Here is a 15860-nt window from a genome sequence, read left to right on the forward strand (position 1 = left end):
GCGCGAAGGGTCAGCGGCGGTGGTGGCGGCGCCTGGAGCGGTGATAGTCCGCCTCCGGGCTTCCTTCCTGAAGTTGCCGCATGCTCTCGATGGCAGCACCGAACAGAGCGGCGGCGGCCACCACCACCCCGTAGAGGTAACGCACCCGGCCGGGGGAGAGATCGGCGGGGGTGTTGCGCAGGAATGCATCGAGAAACAACGCCAGCACAACGCCGATCGCCGCCCCGATCAGAGCGGCCCAGAGCACCTTGAAGCCTTGAAATGCAGCCGGTTTCATGCCGATGGTTCCTCAACAGCAGCGCTGTCGCTGGAGAGCAGCGTCTTCACCACCACATAGAAGACGGGCACCACAAACAACGAGAGCACGGTGGCCACCAGCAGGCCGCCGAACACCACCGCCCCCAGAGACGTCTGGCTGCGGGCCCCTGCCCCACTGGCAAACACCAGGGGAAGAAAGCCAAACAGCGAGGAGATCGCCGTCATCAGAATCGGCCGCAAGCGGGAACCGGCGGCAAACCGTGCCGCTTCCAGTGCCGAGGCCCCGGCCAGCATGCGCTGGTTGGCCAGATCCACGATCAGGATGCCGTTGCCCGCCGCCAGGCCGATCAACATCACCAGCCCCACCTGGGCATACACATTGAGCACTTCGCCACGCAGGGCAAGAAAGATCAGGGCACCGAGCATGGCCGTCGGCACGGTCATCAGGATGATCAACGGATCGGAATAGCTCTCGTACTGGGCCGCCAGCACGAGATACACCGCCAACACGCCGAGGGCGAAGATCACCACCGCCAGGGCCCCGGCCTTGACCTCCTCCCTGGAAATGCCGGTCCAGTCGAAGCTCAAGCCCTGGGGGTTCAAGCGGGCGAAGATGGCCTTCATGGCATTGATCGCCTGACCGGAACTCTTGCCCGGCGCCGGCGTGCCCTCGATCTTGATCGAGCGATAGAGGTTGAAGTGGGGCACCACGGTGGGGCCCACCGTTTCCTTCACCGTGAAGAACTCGGAGAGGGGGATCTGATCACCCTGCTGGTCTTTCACATAGAGGGCCGTGAGCTTGTCGGGTGTGGCCCGACTTTCCGCACCGGCCTGCACGTACACGCGTCGCACCTTGCCCTCCTGGAAGGTGTCATTCACATACAGGCCACCGAAATTGACGCTGAAGGTCTGCATCGCAGCTCCGAAATCAACGCCGAGAGCCGCCATCCGATCCCGATCCACATCGATGGCGATCTGGGGTGACTCGGGCGCAAACAGGGTGTAAACCCGATCCAGATCCGGATCGCTGTTGCCCGCCTGGATCAACTGGCCGGCTGTGGCGAAGAACTGGCCGAGGTTGTAGGCACCACCGCTCTGATCGAGCAGCTGAAACTCGAAGCCGCCGCCGGTGCCATAGCCGGGGATCGCCGGCGGTTCCACCACAAACACCCGGGCGCCATCAATCGCTGCAGCCAACTTGCGATTCAAACGCTCCACAATCGCCGCCACATTCTGATCTCGCTCACGGCGATCCGACCAATTCTTGGTGCCGAAGAAAAACAGCCCTTTGTTGGGGCTGTTGCCATCGAGGCTGGCACCGCTGAACACGGAGGCGGCGGTGATGTCTTTCTCCGTGCGCAACACAGCAGCGACCTGATCATTGATCGCCTCGGTCACCTGGGTGGACACACCCTCCGGCGCCTGCACCACACCGATGGCATAGCCCTGGTCTTCGATCGGCACAAAACCACCGGGAATCGCCCGGAAGGCGACGGCGGTGAGCAGGATGCCGGTCGCCAGCAGACTCATCACCAGACGGCGCCGGCTCAGGGCCCAGCCCAGGGCAGCGGCGTAGCGACGCTCCATCACCGCGTAGAGGCGATTGAAGTTGGCGAAGATCACCGGGGTGAACCAGCCGAGGCTGAGGCCGAGGGCTGGAAAAAACAGCACCGGAAACCAACGACTCACCCCCACCAGCGCCAGACCGCTGATGGCACCACCGAGCGTGAAGGGGAGCGCACAGGGGCGGTCGATCAGGCGGGCGAGCACCAGACCGAACAGGGCAGCCACCACCGTGGGCACCAACACCAGGGCCGCGCCACCCCCCACCACCAACAGTCCATAGGCAAAGCCGATCAGCGTGCCGGCGATGGCATAGGCCCGGCGCCCGGGATCCTTCGATTCCCGCGCCAACAGCAGGGCGGAGAGCATCGGCGAGAAGGTGAGGGCATTGAACGTGGAAATGGCGATCGAAAAGATCACCGTGGCTGCAAATTGCTTATAGATCGTGCCCGTGGCGCCGGGGAAAAACAGCACGGGCAGGAACACGGCGAATTTCACGAGCGATGTGGCAATCACAGCGGAGAACAGTTCATCCATCGTCGCCTTGGCCGCCTCCAGGGCGGAGAGGCCTTCCGCCCGCTTCGACGAGGTGTCTTCGATCACGGTGATGGCATCATCCACCACCAAGCCGGTGGCGAGCACCAGACCGAACAGGGTGAGTTGATTCAGGGAGAAGCCGAAGGCCAGCACCAGGCCGAAAGTGCCGATCAGTGCCACCGGAATCGCGATCCCCGGCACCAGGGTGGCCTTCCAATTCTGCAGAAACAGAAACAGAATCAGAACGACAAGAACCACGGCATCCCGAAGGGAATTCACCACTCCCTGAATTGAGGCGCTGATGAAATCGGTGTTGTCGTAGATCTTCTCCATCTTCAGGCCCACGGGCATGCTGGCTTCAAAGTCAGCCAACACCTGCTTCACCCCATCCGACACCTCGAGCGCATTACTCCCCGAAAGCTGATACACCGCCAGCCCCACCGAGGGCACACCCTGGAGGTCGGTGGCACTCACGGCATACGACTCCCCACCCAGTTGCACCGTGCCCACATCGCGCAAACGGACCAGGCCGCCGTCCTCGACGGTGCGCACAATCATATTTTCGAACTCCTCCACGCTGCGCAGTCGCCCCTGCAGCTGCACGGTGAAGGTGAACTCCTGACCCTGCGGCGAGGGTTCACCGCCCACCTGACCGGCAGGCACCAGACGATTCTGGCTGCTCACCTGATTCACCACTTCCGAGGAGGTGAGACCGAAAGCGGTGAGCTTGTTAGGGTCGAGCCAGAGACGGAAGGCGAGCTTGCGATTGCCGAAATAGGTGAGATCGCCCACCCCTTTCACCCGCTTGATCGCATCGGTGAGATTGAGATCGAGCAGACCGCTGATCGTTTCTGCGCTGTAAAAAATCTTATCTGGGTCTTCGCTGACAAAGTTGTAAACCAGAAGAATCGAGTTGGAGGCCTTATTCACCGTGACCCCGGCTTTTCGCACCTCCTCCGGCAGTTGGGGCTCCGCCAGGGAGACTCGATTCTGCACATTCACCTGGTTGATATCACCATCGGTGCCGCTGGCAAAGGCCACATCAATGGCGCTCACCCCATCGGATGAACTGTTGGACTTGATGAAGTCCATGTTCTCCACACCATTGATCTGCTGCTCGAGCACGCTGGTGACGCCTTCCTCCACTGACACCGCATCGGCACCCGTGTAGGTGGCTCGCACCTTGATGGTGGGGGGAGCGATATCGGGGAGGTTTTCAATCGGCAGGATTGGGATCGCAATCAGACCCACAATCACGATCAGGATGCTGCAGACCGTGGTGAGAACCGGCCTGGTGATGAAGTTGTTGGATGCCGACATATCAGGCCGTCAGTTCTTGACCTGAATCGGCATGCCATGCCGAAGGCTGAGCAAATTGGTGGTGATCACCTTGTCACCCAGCGCCAGGCCCTTGACCACGGGATAACGGTTGTTCTGCAGTGACCCCAGGGTCACCGGCGTCTGCAGGGCAAAACGGGTGCCCGCTGGGATCTTGCCCATCTCAATGCCCTTGCGGATCCGGCTCAGATCCGCCTTGCCCGGCTGCGCTTCCAGCTGCTTGAAGCTGCCCACCCGATACACAAAACTCTGCCCCGACGATTGGGTGACGGCAGCGAAGGGCACCGACGGCAGCTGACGCGCATCGAGCTGGACCCGGGTGCGCAGCCGCTGGCCGTTGCGCAGCACGCCATCGGGGTTGGGGAACACGGCTTTCACCAGCAGTGCCTGGGTGCCAGCGGCAATGGTCGGATCCACCGACGTGACCGTGCTCTGGGCGAGCACCTTGGTCGAGCCGGGCATGCTCAGCACCACCGGAAGCCCCAGCTGAATCCGATCGGAATAGGTGGAGGGCACTTCCACCCGGGCCTCCAGCTGGTTGTTCTTGATCAGCTGGGTGAAGGGATCACCGGAGCGGATCACATCCCCCACCTTCACCTGCACATCGGCCACGATCCCTCGCACCGGTGAGCGCAGGTTGCTGTAAGACAGATCGGCTTCCTTGGCGATCACCGCTTCCCTTGAGGCGACGTACTGGGCCTTGTATTCATCGCGCTGCAGGGCGGAGGCGGCCCCCTGCGGCACGAGAAACTCAAACCGCTCCCAGTTGAGCTTGTCCTTCTGCGCCTGCGCCTGGAGGTTGGCCAGTTCGGCGCGGATCTGGGCCTGATCGAGCACCACCAGCAACTGGCCGGGGGCCACCGCATCGCCCTGGGAGATTTTCAGTTCCAGAATCCGGCCGGAGGCCTGGGCCGCCAGCTGCACCAGCTCCTTCGCCTCCAGGGTGCTGACGGTGTCGATGTCGTCGGTGAAGCGAGCCTCGGTCACAGGAGCCACCTCCACCGCCACAGGCGCCCGTGGTGGCGTCGCTTTGCCACAGGCCGCAAGGCTGACGCCCAGAGCCGCAAGGGGTGCCAGACGTCGCAGAAGAATCACGGGCGGCTGCAGATGGGACTGATTATGGAAGGTTGGCGCGGTGCTGGAATCCCGCACAGGCCAGAATCTGCTGATCAAGACCGGTGGGATGACGGCCGATCTGTTCTCGCATCACGGCGATCAGCTCAGGCAGCGGCAGGCGCCTCTGGCCGATCGCCTCAGGCCGCGCGACCTCGATGACTTCGTCGGTCAGGGCGCCATCCTGGCCGAGGGTCGCCTGCTGCGCCGCGCCATCGCCGCCGATCGGGTCGGCAACCTGCTGCTGCATGGTCCGCCAGGAGTCGGCAAGACCACGCTGGCGCGGATCATCGCCAACCACACCCGCGCGCACTTCAGCAGCCTCAATGCCGTGCTCGCCGGGGTGAAGGAGCTGCGGGCGGAGGTCGATGCGGCGCGACAGCGGCTCGAACGACACGGCCTGCGCACGATCCTGTTCATCGATGAGGTGCATCGCTTCAACAGCGCCCAGCAGGATGCCCTGCTGCCCTGGGTGGAGAACGGCACCCTCACCCTGATCGGCGCCACCACGGAAAACCCCTATTTCGAGGTCAACAAGGCGCTGGTGAGCCGGTCGCGTCTGTTCCGCCTTCAAGCGCTCGAGGCCGAGGATCTTCACCGCCTGCTGCAGCGGGCCCTCAGCGACAGCGAACGGGGCTATGGCAACCGGGCGGTCAGCGTGACAGCCGAGGCCGCCGCCCATCTGGTGGATGTGGCGAACGGCGATGCCCGCAGCCTGCTCAATGCCCTGGAGCTGGCCGTGGAGAGCACCCCAACGGACGACGACGGCACGGTGAGGATCGATCTGGCCATCGCCGAAGAATCGATCCAGCAGCGGGCAGTGCTCTACGACAAGCAGGGCGACGCCCATTTCGACACGATCAGCGCCTTCATCAAGTCGCTGCGGGGCTCCGACCCTGATGCCGCCCTGTTCTGGCTGGCTCGCATGGTCGAAGCGGGAGAGAACCCTCGCTTCATTTTCCGGCGGATGCTGATCGCCGCCGGGGAAGACGTGGGGCTGGCCGATCCCCAGGCGATGGTGGTGGTGGAAGCCTGCGCCTCCGCCTTCGAACGCACCGGCTTGCCGGAGGGCCTCTACCCCCTCGCCCAGGCGGCGCTCTACCTGGCCTGCACCGACAAAAGCAACAGCACGATCGGCATCTTCGAAGCGATCAAGAGCGTGCGCAGCGCCCAAAAGCAGGACGTGCCCAGCCACCTGCGTGACGCCAACCGAGACGGCGACGCCTTCGGCGATGGCCAGGGCTATCGCTATCCCCATGCCTTCCGGGAGCACTGGGTGGCCCAGCAGTATCTGCCCACAGCCCTGCAGGGGGAAGCGTTCTGGACGCCCGGGCGCCAGGGCTGGGAAGGGGCGCGGCGGGATCGGCTGCTCGAACGTCGCGCCGCCCAGCTGGCCGCTGCCGCCGAAGCCGTGGATGACCACCCCCTGCTGGTGAGCAGCGGACCGGAGCAGCCCCAGCTGGAACGCTGGCTGCAACGGCAACTGGCGCAGGACGGCGAACGGTTGCAGGAGCTGCGACGACGGCTCTGGGCCGACCTGCGCTGGCAACGCACCGATCGGGTGCTGCTGGTGGGGGGTCGCTCCCTGCTCTGGGCCCTCGATCCCCTCGCTGCGGTCTCCGATGGCAGCGTGGCGATGCTCTGCGGCTCCAGCCAGGATCGTGATCGGCTCGAGGCCCAAATCACCCTGCTCGATCCCCTGCACCAACCGATGCTGCTGAACGGTGTGGAGGGTCTGCTGCAGCTCGATCCAGAGCACCGCTTTGAGGTGATCGGCGGTCGGCTGAACCAGGAGGACCTCGCCCTGGCGAACCTGGATCGCCACTGGGCCAGCGTCAGTGACCGGGCCAGCGATAACAGCCGCCTGCGGCTGTTGATCAGCACACCGGAGCTCGGCCCCACCGCTGCCCTGCTCGCACTGGGGCAACTCAAACCCGAGCAACTCGCCAGCAGTGAACGCCGGCAACTCGACGCGCTTCTGGCCCTGGAGTCAACCTGGCTGGACGATGCACGGGCCACGACCGCGCTGCAGGCCGCCTTGCAACGGGCCGGTTGGTCGCTCAGCCAGGAGCGGTGGCAGGAATCGCTGCGCCTGCCCCTGGATCAACCCTTGATTGAGCGCTGGTTGGGGGAAGGTCGCCCCTATCGGCGCCGCCTGGACGCAAGTGGGCCCGAGGCTTCCGCCTGTGGTCCCCTGCTGCGGCGCTGGCTCGAGGCGCATCGCGGTCGCGCCCTGCCCCAGCGGCTCTGCCACCTCCGCCTGTCGGGTGAGCGATCAAGAGGCTGAAGGCAAAAAAAGCCCCGGCCATGCCGGGGCTTGAGGGGAAGAAGTCGCAAAGACTTCGGATGGCTCACCAGAGGCCGCGGACGGGAGCAGCGGCGCGGGGAGCGGGAGCAGCAGGCAGGATCTGGTTGGCCTGGATGCAAGCGGGGAGGAACACGTACCAGGACAGCAGCGAAGTGGACTGAGCACCGTTGAGGCCGCTCTTGCAGACGTTCTGGGAACCGTCGGACTTGCCGTTGTCAGCCAGAGCAAAAGCAACGGGCAGGTTGCCCATGATGCCCTGGGAGGACAGCTTGCCGTCGATGGAGTCGGCGATGATCGCGGAGCGGAGGGCCACCACGGAGGTCTTCGTCTTCATCCAGTAGGGGAAGTAGCTGGTGGTCTGCTCCTTGAGGAACTTCTCACCATCCTTGGAGTAGAGGAAGCGGGAGACGCCGATCAGATCAACGTCGTAGGTCTTGGTCATGCCTTCGCGGATCTCATCAGCGGTCCAGCCGGAGCCGCCGATGCCGGACTGCAGAGCCCGGTCGGTGATGTCACCGTTCTTGAAGAAGGTTTTGAAGGCTTTGGACTTGGTGGTCCAGACAGCGCCACCAGTTTCCCAGCGCACAGGGCGCGAGGTACCGGCTTCAGCGGCGACAGCCAAAGTGGAGAGGGAGACGCCAGCAACGAGGCCGGCAGCGAGACGGGTGAACACGGACGGCGGAAAAAGACGTCAACCGAATTATTACTGACGGGAATAAAACTGCCAACTGATTTGGGCAGTTCAGCACCAAAGACGCGCCATAGAGGCCGGCTTTGGACTGTGCAGATCGGGTCTACCAACACTCGCGCGTCTCATCAATCCCGCGGCAAGATTGTGAATCAAGAGGGTCCTGTCGGCCCGAAGGCCTGCCAACCCGCAGGGCATCCAGACACCGCCAATGTGCTGGGACGTGGCAGAGAACCGCGGCACTGCAAGCGCTCCAGGCGATCACCCTTGAGACGCACTTCGGCCATGAAGCCCTCACCGCCGCGACGGGGCGTCAACCAGAGCCGGCTGAAGCCAGGCCCACGCTCCACCCGGGCCTGGAGGTCCTGGCCCGCATCCAAGCCCAGATCCGGCAGAGAGCCCGCGAAATGCCCCCAGTAATGGCGGGTCATCTGACCGCTCACGAACTGGGACAGCAGCACCTCCGAGTCGCGGCGCCGATGCAGGGTGCTCTCGCGCTCCTCGAGCACCAGGCTCACTGGCCTGGTGTCATCCTCCAGAGCCGTGATCGAGGCCAGTCGTGCCGTCACCGGCGTGGAAGGGCGCGTCATGCCCGCCAGCCCCAGCGCCACCAGGCACACGGCCGCCAGCGTGGAGGGCAGCTGACGCAGCGACAGGGAGGCCAAGGCCGACAGAGAAAACGACCTCCATCAGGCTAGGCAGAGGATCCCGGCCTGTCTGACCTCAGACAGCGCCGATCGGGTCATCGCCAAGGTCCAGTCGCCCACATGCCAGCGCTGCACCGCCAGGGTCCACCCCCCCGTGCGATGGACCACCAGATCAGGTTCGGGCTGGCACGACCACTGGCTCAGGTCGCGCGCGATGCTGCCGTGTTGCCATTTGATCGCCGCCTCCTTCACCACCCACAGGTCGAGCACCGCCTCGCGAAGCGCCTGCCCCTCCAGCCCCCGAAGCGCCCGGCGCTCCGGCTCCAGAAAAAAGCGCTCCGCCAGAGCCCTTGCGGGCACAGCGCGATCCCGACGCTCCAGATCCACACCGAGCCGATCAGGGGCCCAACCCACCAGCAACGCGTCACAACAGTGACTGAGGCTGACGCCCCCCCAACCGCTTGCCAGCTCGGGAGGCAACCCCGGGGGAGCCTGCAGGGGCAGATCGCGTGGATCGACGCTGAACAGATCGCCCAGAAGCCGACGCATCCAGGAACGCGACAGCCGATAGCGATCCCGATGCCGAGGCGGCAGTGCCTCAGCCCAGGCCGTTTCCTGTGCCGATAGACACTCTTGCGACTGGACCCCCTGCTGCGGCGATTCGTGCCATCCCTGCGGCAGAAGCACAAGCCACAAGGCGGGTACGCTGCGCCGCGGCCCGTGATCACTGCAGCATGACCCTTCAGATCGGAGATCCCGCACCTGATTTCACGCTCCCAGATCAGAACGGTGCCTCAGTGCAGCTGTCATCCCTGCGGGGCAAGCGCGTGGTGATCTACTTCTATCCCAAGGACGCCACACCGGGCTGCACGAAAGAGGCCTGCAACTTTCGCGATCGCTGGGCGGAGTTTGAGAAGCACGACATCGTGGTCTTGGGGATCAGCAAAGACAACGCCGCATCACACCAGCGCTTCATCGCCAAACAGACGTTGCCGTTCACGCTCTTGACCGATGCGGAGCCCTGCCCGGTCGCCAGCTCCTACGAGAGTTACGGACTGAAGAAATTCATGGGCCGTGAATTCATGGGCATGATGCGACACACGTTTGTGATCGATGCTCAGGGCAATCTGGAGCTGATCTACCGCAAGGTGAAAGCCGAAGTGATGGCCGATCAGATCCTGGCGGACCTCAAGCTGGCCTGAGCGGCGGCAGTGTGATGGCGAGCGGGCCCTGCCCCACCGGCAGGGTCACCAGCCCTTCCAGCACCAGCTCCGGCACATGCCGCACCTCAACACCGCGCCCCTGCAGATGGGGAAACAGCTGCGGTGCATCACCACCGCAGAGCCAGAGCGGCCAGGGACAACACTGTTGCGCCTCCACCAGCAAACCCACAGCAGCCTGCAGGGCGCCACGGCGCATCGCCGCAGCGGTCTCCCGGGGAAACAGTGGGTCATCGCGATCCTGCACGCGCTCCGGTTCCGGACTCGGCAGGGCCCTGGTGCCCTGGGCCATCGCCCGCCCCTGGAGCGCCAGCCCCGGTGCCAGCTGCCCGCCGGCGAACGCCCCCGCAGCGGTGACCCTGGTGAGACTGAGCACGGTGCCCGCATCCGCCACCAGCACCCCGGGCGCATCCGTCGCCCGGATCAACTGCCAGGCCCGCCAGGCCGCCAGGGCCCGATCGACACCGACCCAGGGCGCCAGCTCCTGCAAAGGCACCTCCGCCACGGTGATCTGCCGAGCCGGATCGAGGCCAGCCTCGCTGGGCACAGGTCCGACGGCCGCCCAGCGATCGGGAGGCTGAAGGCGCAGGCGCTGCAGCTCCGGAGCGCCATGGTCGAACTGCCAACCGCCGCTCCGCCACGCCGCCCAGTGCCAGCGACTGTTGCCGATCAGCAGGACGCTGAAGCGGTCAGCTCCCACTAGATGCCGTCCCCCATCACCCCCGGGAGATGGATGCCGCATTCCTGCTTCATGCCGCCGAAGCGGGTCTGGCGCCCGGATTGCTCCGCACCATCGGGTGCACTGGAGTGCCAGTCACCCACCGTGGAATAGCCCTGCTCGAACAGGGGGTGCTGGGGCAGAGCATGCTCCTGCATGTAGTAGTACACATCGCGCGGAGTCCACTCCAGCAGCGGTCGCAGGGAGAGCCGACCCCGTATCGGATCCAGCAGCGACATGGTGCCGCGATGGTCGGTCTGGCCGCGGCGCACCCCACTCGACCAGCACCGCACCTCCAGGGTCTCCATCGCCTGCTCCAGGGGTTCCACCTTGCGCAGCCGCAGATAAAGATCCAGATCCTCCATCCGCCCCGTGGCCCAGAGCTGTCCATGAAGGGCCTCCATCCGTGCTGGAGACAGCGGGCTCTGCGTCACATGCAATCGCAAGCCAAAACGCTGGGTCAGCGCGTCGGCATAGCGGTAGGTCTCGGGCGGGAGATAGCCCGTATCCACCCAGATCACCGGGATGTCCTGTCCCATCGGCAGGGTGCTGAGCATGTGCAACAGCACCGCCGACTGGATCCCGAAACTGGTGGTAACGGCAAAGCCAGCGCCAAAGCGCTCGGCCGCCCAAAGCAGACGGTCGCGCGGCGTAAGCGGTTCCAGCAGGGCACGGTCCTGCAGCAGCTCCTGCTCGCCTGTCATCACCAACGCCATAGCTGAGACACCATCCGTTGCGATCAGCCCGTGGTTCTTCAGCCCATTCTCCAATGCCGACCGTCCGCTGGGGCTGCCTATGGTTCGAGCAGATCAGCGGAGTGTCATGGAAACCGATGCTGTGGTGATCGTCGGCGGCGGCTTCGGCGGCCTCAGCACAGCCCTGGCCCTGAGCCAGCACCAGCCCCGCCCGCCGATCGTGCTGATCGAGCCGAACGATCGCTTCCTGTTCCTGCCCCTGCTCTACGAGCTGCTCAGCAACGAGCTGCGCCCCTGGGAAGTGGCCCCCAGCTACGACACCCTGCTGAGAAGCCGTGGCATCGCCTGGATCCAGAGCCGGGCCAGCCGCATCGACACCAGCTCACGCACGGTTCAGACCTCGAATGGCGACTGCCTCAGCTACGGACAGCTGGTGCTGGCCAGCGGGTCAGAACCCGACGACTTCGGCATTCCCGGTGTCGAAGACCATGCCCTGCGGTTTCACACCCTCCAGGATGTGACCCTGCTGCGGGAGCGGATTCAAGCCCTGAACCGTCAGCAGCACCGCAACGTGGCGATCGTGGGCGCCGGCGCAGCCGGAGTCGAGCTGGCCTGCAAGCTCGCCGACCTGCTGCGGGGATCGGCCACGGTGCATCTGATCGAACGCGGCGACACGATCCTCCCCAACGCGAAAGCGTTCAACCGTGAGCAGGCCAGCCGCGCCCTCCAGAAGAGAGGAGTCGAGCTCCACCTTCGCCGCTCCGTCCGTTCCGTCGACGCCAGCGTGGTGCATCTCGACCAGGGCAGCCTCGGCCACGATGGCTTGATCTGGACGGCCGGCACCCGTGCCCGCCTGCCGTCGCTGACGCCGTCGCTCCCCTGCCGCCAGGGCCGACTGCTGGTCAATGACGTGCTCTGCAGCGTCGCCTGTCCATCGCTGCTGGCGATCGGTGATGTGGCCGTGCGTCAGACGGTGGAGGCGGCCGTCGACACCTGGCCGCACACCGCCCAGGCAGCACTGCAGCAGGGCCAGGCTGCGGCCCGAACCGTGATGGCGCTCCGCGCCGGATCCGAACCGATGCCGTTCCAGTTCCGGGATCTGGGCGAAATGCTCAGCCTGGGCGTGGGCGAGGCCACGATCACCGGCATGGGCCTCACCCTGGCCGGCCCCCTCGCCTTCCAGCTGCGCCGGCTCATCTATCTGGCCCGGCTGCCGGATCTGTCGCTTGGCCTGCGCTCCGCCGGCGCCTGGGCACTGGGCGGTTGAAGCAGGCCCATCTGGCGGGTCGCACCCGCGGCTTGCGTCCCTCTCAACTGCGTCAGGCCGAGCGCCTCAGCCACCGCCGCCACCCCAGCGACAACGGCGCCGACCCGCTCACCCTGGAGCGCCTGGCGGATCTCTGCCTGGATCTGAAGCAGCCCCTCCACCTGCTGATCGATGCCCGCGGTCTCTGCCGATTGCTCTGGGTCGGCCCCCTGACGGAATCGGGCCAACTGCTCAGCCACCTGCCGGGCGGCGAACGGCGGCGCACGGGGGACCGGCGGCGCTGGCGCCTGGTGAGTTGCCTGGCGGCAAGCGGACGCGGCCTTCTGAGCCCGGAGCCGCGGGAGGCGGTGGTGGCCTTGGATCTGGAGCCGGAGCTCTGGTTGCGCTACCTCGCCAAACCAGAACCAGGCGGTCGCCGGCCGGCCCGGGGCTGGCAGCCAGCGCGCCACAGCAGCCTGGGCTGGGCGACCCTGGAGGGGGATGACCTCGACGCGTTCTGCCGGCTGTCACCAGCGGGATCCGGCACAGCCTCCACCAGCACCGGTCCACCGCTCGATCGCCGCAGCGCCGGCGGCCCGGAGCGGGTGCTGCTGCTGACGCTCACGGGCCGCGATGAGCAACGCAACGAGCGGGATCTGGCGGAACTGGAGGGCCTGGTGCGCAGCGCCGGAGCCGAACCGGTGAACAACTGCCCTCAGGCCCTGAGCAGCGCCCACCCGCAGACGCTCTGGGGCACGGGCAAGCTGCAGGAGGCGGCCCTGGAGGTGCGTCGTCATCAGGCGTCGCTCGTGATCACCGATCGGGAGCTGACGCCGGTGCAGGTGCGGAATCTGGAACGGTGGCTCGATTGCCCGGTGATGGATCGCACCGAGTTGATCCTCGACATCTTTGCCCAGCGGGCCGCCAGCGCCGCCGGACGCCTGCAGGTGGAACTGGCCCAACTGCGCTACCGGTTACCACGCCTGATCGGCCGCGGCCGCAGTCTGTCGCGACAGGGCGGAGGCATCGGCACCCGGGGCCCCGGCGAAACCCAGCTGGAAAAGGACCGCCGGGCGATCAGCCGGCGCATCGAAGCGCTCCGCCGCGGCCTCACCCAGCTGCGACAGCATCGGGGCCGGCTGCGGGATCGCCGTGGGGATCTCCACCGCCTCGCCCTAGTGGGCTACACCAATGCCGGCAAGTCATCCCTGCTCAATGCTCTCTGCGGCCAACGGGGGCGAAGCACGGTGCTGGCGGAGAACAAATTGTTCGCCACACTCGACCCCACCACCCGCCGCCTGGCCTTCCCCCGCGACGCCGCCGCGGCCGACGTGCTCCTGATCACCGACACGGTGGGCTTCATCCGGGAGCTACCGGAAGCCCTGATGGAAGCCTTCAAGGCCACGCTCGAGGAAACAGTGGATGCCGACCTGCTTCTGCTGGTGGTGGACCTGGGCGATCCCGACTGGAGCGGACAACTGCAGGCGGTCCACAGCCTGCTCGATGCCCTGGGTTGTGATCAGCCCCGCCAGGTGGTGGCGAACCAGATCGACCGCTGCGACGCCGACGCGATCGACACCATTCGCCGCTTGGAGCCTGAGGTGCTTTACGTCTCCGCCACCAGCGGCCTGGGGCTACAGGGGCTGAAACAGCGTTTGGACGAACGGTTCTGGGGATCGGGCACCAGGACCGATACGTTGGCCCCAGCCACCGATTCCACCGTGCCATGGCCGAGCTGAGTGCGGCTCTGCTCCAGCCCCAGGCCCTGATCACACTGGCGGTGCTGGTCCTGGCGGTGGTGCTGTTCGTCAGCGGTGTCCTCGCACCGGAACTGACCGGGCTGCTCAGCGTCGCCCTGCTGGTGAGCACGGGTGTGCTCACGCCGGAACAGGGCCTGGCCGGATTCGGCAGCCCGGCCCTGATCACCCTGCTGGGCCTGTTCGCCGTGTCCGCTGCCCTGTTCCGCAGTGGAGCCCTTGATCGGCTGCGCGAACTGATCGCCTCGGAACGGATCCGCAGCGACCGACGCATGGTGGCGATGCTGGCACTGGTGGTGGGGCCGATCTCCGGGATCGTGCCCAACACCCCAGTGGTGGCCAGCCTGCTGCCCGTGCTGGAAACCTGGTGTCACCGGCGCCGGATCGCCCCCTCCCGGGTGCTGCTCCCCCTCTCCTTCGCCACCCTGCTCGGGGGCACCCTCACCCTTCTGGGCAGCTCCGTGAACCTGCTGGCCAGCGACATCAGCCGCCAACTGGGCTATGGCTCTCTGGAGCTCTTCAGCATCACCGCCATCGGCCTGCCGGTGTGGCTGGCGGGCTCGGCCTACATGCTCCTGGCACCGGCCATGCTGCTGCCCAGCCGCCACGACGGCTCGGCAGAACTGGTCGCGGCGCCGGGCCAGAGCGGCTACTCCACGGAAGTGACGATCCCAGCCAGCTCCAGCCTGGTGGGCGAAACCCTGCGCCACAGCCGCCTGCAGCGCCGTTTTGATGTGGATGTGCTCGAACTGCAACGCGGCGCCGAGCGCCTGCTGCCACCGCTGGCGGACCGCCGCCTCGAAGCGGGTGACCGGCTGCTGCTGCGGGTGACCCGCGACGACCTGCTGCGGCTTCAGCAGGATCACACCATCCAACTGGCCGACGGCACCCTGTTTTCAGGCAACAGCGAGGGCGGACAGCGCACGGTGGAAGTGCTGCTGCCGGCGGGCTCGACCCTGGCGGGTGCGAGTTTGCGGGAACTGCGATTCCGCCAGCGGCACAACGCCACCGTGCTCGCCCTGCGCCGCGGCCAGCAGACGGTGCAGGAGCGACTGGGGCAAGCGATCTTGCGCGAGGGCGATGTGCTGCTGCTGCAGGCGCCCCTCGACGCAATCCGGGGCCTGCAGGCCAGTAACGACCTGCTGGTGCTCGACCAACTGGAGAACGATCTGCCCACCGTGCGCCGCAAACCGCTGGCGATCACGATCACCCTGCTGATGTTGCTGGTGCCCAGCCTCACCCCGATTCCCCTGGTGGCCGCCGTGCTGTTCGCGGTGGTGGCGCTGGTGGTGGCGGGTTGCCTGCGGCCCGGAGAAGTGCAGCGCTCGATCCGCCTCGATGTGATTCTGCTGCTGGGCTCCCTCTCGAGCTTCAGCGTGGCGCTGCAGTCCACGGGCCTGGCCGATGGCCTCGCCGCCGCCATGGAGCAGCTGTTGCGCCCCTGGCCCGCCTACGGCGCCCTGGCCACGATCTTCCTGGCCACCACGCTGATCACCAGTGTGATGAGCAATGCCGCTTCAGTGGCTCTGCTGATTCCGGTGGCCACCCAGCTGGCGCCCTCCCTGGGCCTGCCACCCCAGGCGATGCTGCTGCTGGTGCTGTTCGGGGCGAGCCAATCCTTTCTCACCCCGATGGGCTATCAAACCAACCTGATGGTGTTCGGCCCGGGGCGCTATCACTTTCTCGACATTCCCCGCTATGGCGCCGGCCTCACCGTGCTGATGACCCTTCTGGTGCCAGCCCTGGTGCTCGGGCACTACGGAGCGGCCTGA

The 15860-nt window shown here is 66.0% G+C and carries 13 protein-coding genes; 5 read left to right on the plus strand and 8 right to left on the minus strand.

The features are described 5' to 3' along the window. Nucleotides 1–10 precede the first annotated feature (10 nt). The 3 genes from SynRS9909_RS11880 to SynRS9909_RS11890 are packed head-to-tail and all read right to left on the minus strand — an operon-like array spanning nt 11 to nt 4791. On the minus strand, nt 11–277 hold the full coding sequence (locus SynRS9909_RS11880) for a hypothetical protein (RefSeq protein ID WP_007101496.1): 267 nt from the start codon (nt 275–277) through the stop codon (nt 11–13). After that, nucleotides 274–3678 (minus strand): efflux RND transporter permease subunit, encoded by a 3405-nt coding sequence (locus tag SynRS9909_RS11885; protein ID WP_007101495.1) that lies wholly within the window; start codon nt 3676–3678, stop codon nt 274–276. The genes SynRS9909_RS11880 and SynRS9909_RS11885 overlap by 4 nt, the downstream gene beginning before the upstream one ends. A 9-nt stretch (nt 3679–3687) precedes the next feature. After that, entirely contained in the window at nt 3688–4791 is a 1104-nt protein-coding gene (locus SynRS9909_RS11890) for an efflux RND transporter periplasmic adaptor subunit (protein ID WP_038001830.1), read from the minus strand. 88 nt (nt 4792–4879) lie between these two features. On the opposite strand from SynRS9909_RS11890, the gene SynRS9909_RS11895 reads away from it, so the two are divergent. Further along, nucleotides 4880–7096, plus strand: a complete 2217-nt coding sequence (locus tag SynRS9909_RS11895; RefSeq protein ID WP_007101493.1) for an AAA family ATPase — start codon at nt 4880–4882, stop codon at nt 7094–7096. A 64-nt stretch (nt 7097–7160) separates the two neighbouring features. Here SynRS9909_RS11895 and SynRS9909_RS11900 read toward each other — a convergent pair whose 3' ends face one another. The 3 genes from SynRS9909_RS11900 to SynRS9909_RS11910 form a co-directional block, all read right to left on the minus strand. After that, nucleotides 7161–7790 carry an alpha/beta hydrolase gene (locus SynRS9909_RS11900; protein WP_007101492.1) on the minus strand — a complete coding sequence of 210 codons (630 nt, stop codon included), beginning with the start codon at nt 7788–7790 and terminating at the stop codon, nt 7161–7163. 167 nt (nt 7791–7957) lie between these two features. Then, nucleotides 7958–8470 carry a hypothetical protein gene (locus SynRS9909_RS11905; RefSeq protein WP_007101491.1) on the minus strand — a complete coding sequence of 171 codons (513 nt, stop codon included), beginning with the start codon at nt 8468–8470 and terminating at the stop codon, nt 7958–7960. A 24-nt stretch (nt 8471–8494) separates the two neighbouring features. Next, nucleotides 8495–9001, minus strand: a complete 507-nt coding sequence (locus SynRS9909_RS11910) for a 4'-phosphopantetheinyl transferase superfamily protein (RefSeq protein WP_007101490.1) — start codon at nt 8999–9001, stop codon at nt 8495–8497. 185 nt (nt 9002–9186) lie between these two features. Between SynRS9909_RS11910 and bcp the strand changes: the two genes are divergently transcribed. Next, nucleotides 9187–9654, plus strand: coding sequence for a thioredoxin-dependent thiol peroxidase (gene bcp / locus SynRS9909_RS11915; protein WP_007101489.1), 468 nt, complete (start codon nt 9187–9189; stop codon nt 9652–9654). On the opposite strand, the gene SynRS9909_RS11920 is transcribed toward bcp, so the two are convergent. Both SynRS9909_RS11920 and SynRS9909_RS11925 read right to left on the minus strand, forming a co-directional pair. Beyond that, nucleotides 9641–10372, minus strand: a complete 732-nt coding sequence (locus SynRS9909_RS11920; protein ID WP_007101488.1) for a type III pantothenate kinase — start codon at nt 10370–10372, stop codon at nt 9641–9643. The genes bcp and SynRS9909_RS11920 overlap by 14 nt on opposite strands. Continuing rightward, complete coding sequence (locus SynRS9909_RS11925; protein WP_240307750.1) at nt 10372–11094, minus strand: phosphoadenylyl-sulfate reductase; 723 nt, start codon at nt 11092–11094, stop codon at nt 10372–10374. The genes SynRS9909_RS11920 and SynRS9909_RS11925 overlap by 1 nt, the downstream gene beginning before the upstream one ends. Before the next feature lie 118 nt (nt 11095–11212). Here SynRS9909_RS11925 and SynRS9909_RS11930 point away from each other — a divergent pair, with 118 nt between their 5' ends. The 3 genes from SynRS9909_RS11930 to SynRS9909_RS11940 are packed head-to-tail and all read left to right on the plus strand — an operon-like array spanning nt 11213 to nt 15860. Next, nucleotides 11213–12352, plus strand: coding sequence for an NAD(P)/FAD-dependent oxidoreductase (locus tag SynRS9909_RS11930; protein ID WP_007101486.1), 1140 nt, complete (start codon nt 11213–11215; stop codon nt 12350–12352). Continuing rightward, a complete protein-coding gene (gene hflX, locus SynRS9909_RS11935) occupies nt 12349–14070 on the plus strand; it encodes a GTPase HflX (RefSeq protein ID WP_007101485.1) in 1722 nt (573 codons plus the stop codon). Before SynRS9909_RS11930 ends, hflX begins: the two co-directional genes overlap by 4 nt. Next, nucleotides 14058–15860, plus strand: coding sequence for an SLC13 family permease (locus SynRS9909_RS11940; protein ID WP_007101484.1), 1803 nt, complete (start codon nt 14058–14060; stop codon nt 15858–15860). The genes hflX and SynRS9909_RS11940 overlap by 13 nt, the downstream gene beginning before the upstream one ends.

Origin of the sequence: Synechococcus sp. RS9909 (assembly GCF_014279595.1) — a bacterium.
Taxonomy (GTDB): Bacteria; Cyanobacteriota; Cyanobacteriia; order PCC-6307; family Cyanobiaceae; genus Synechococcus_C.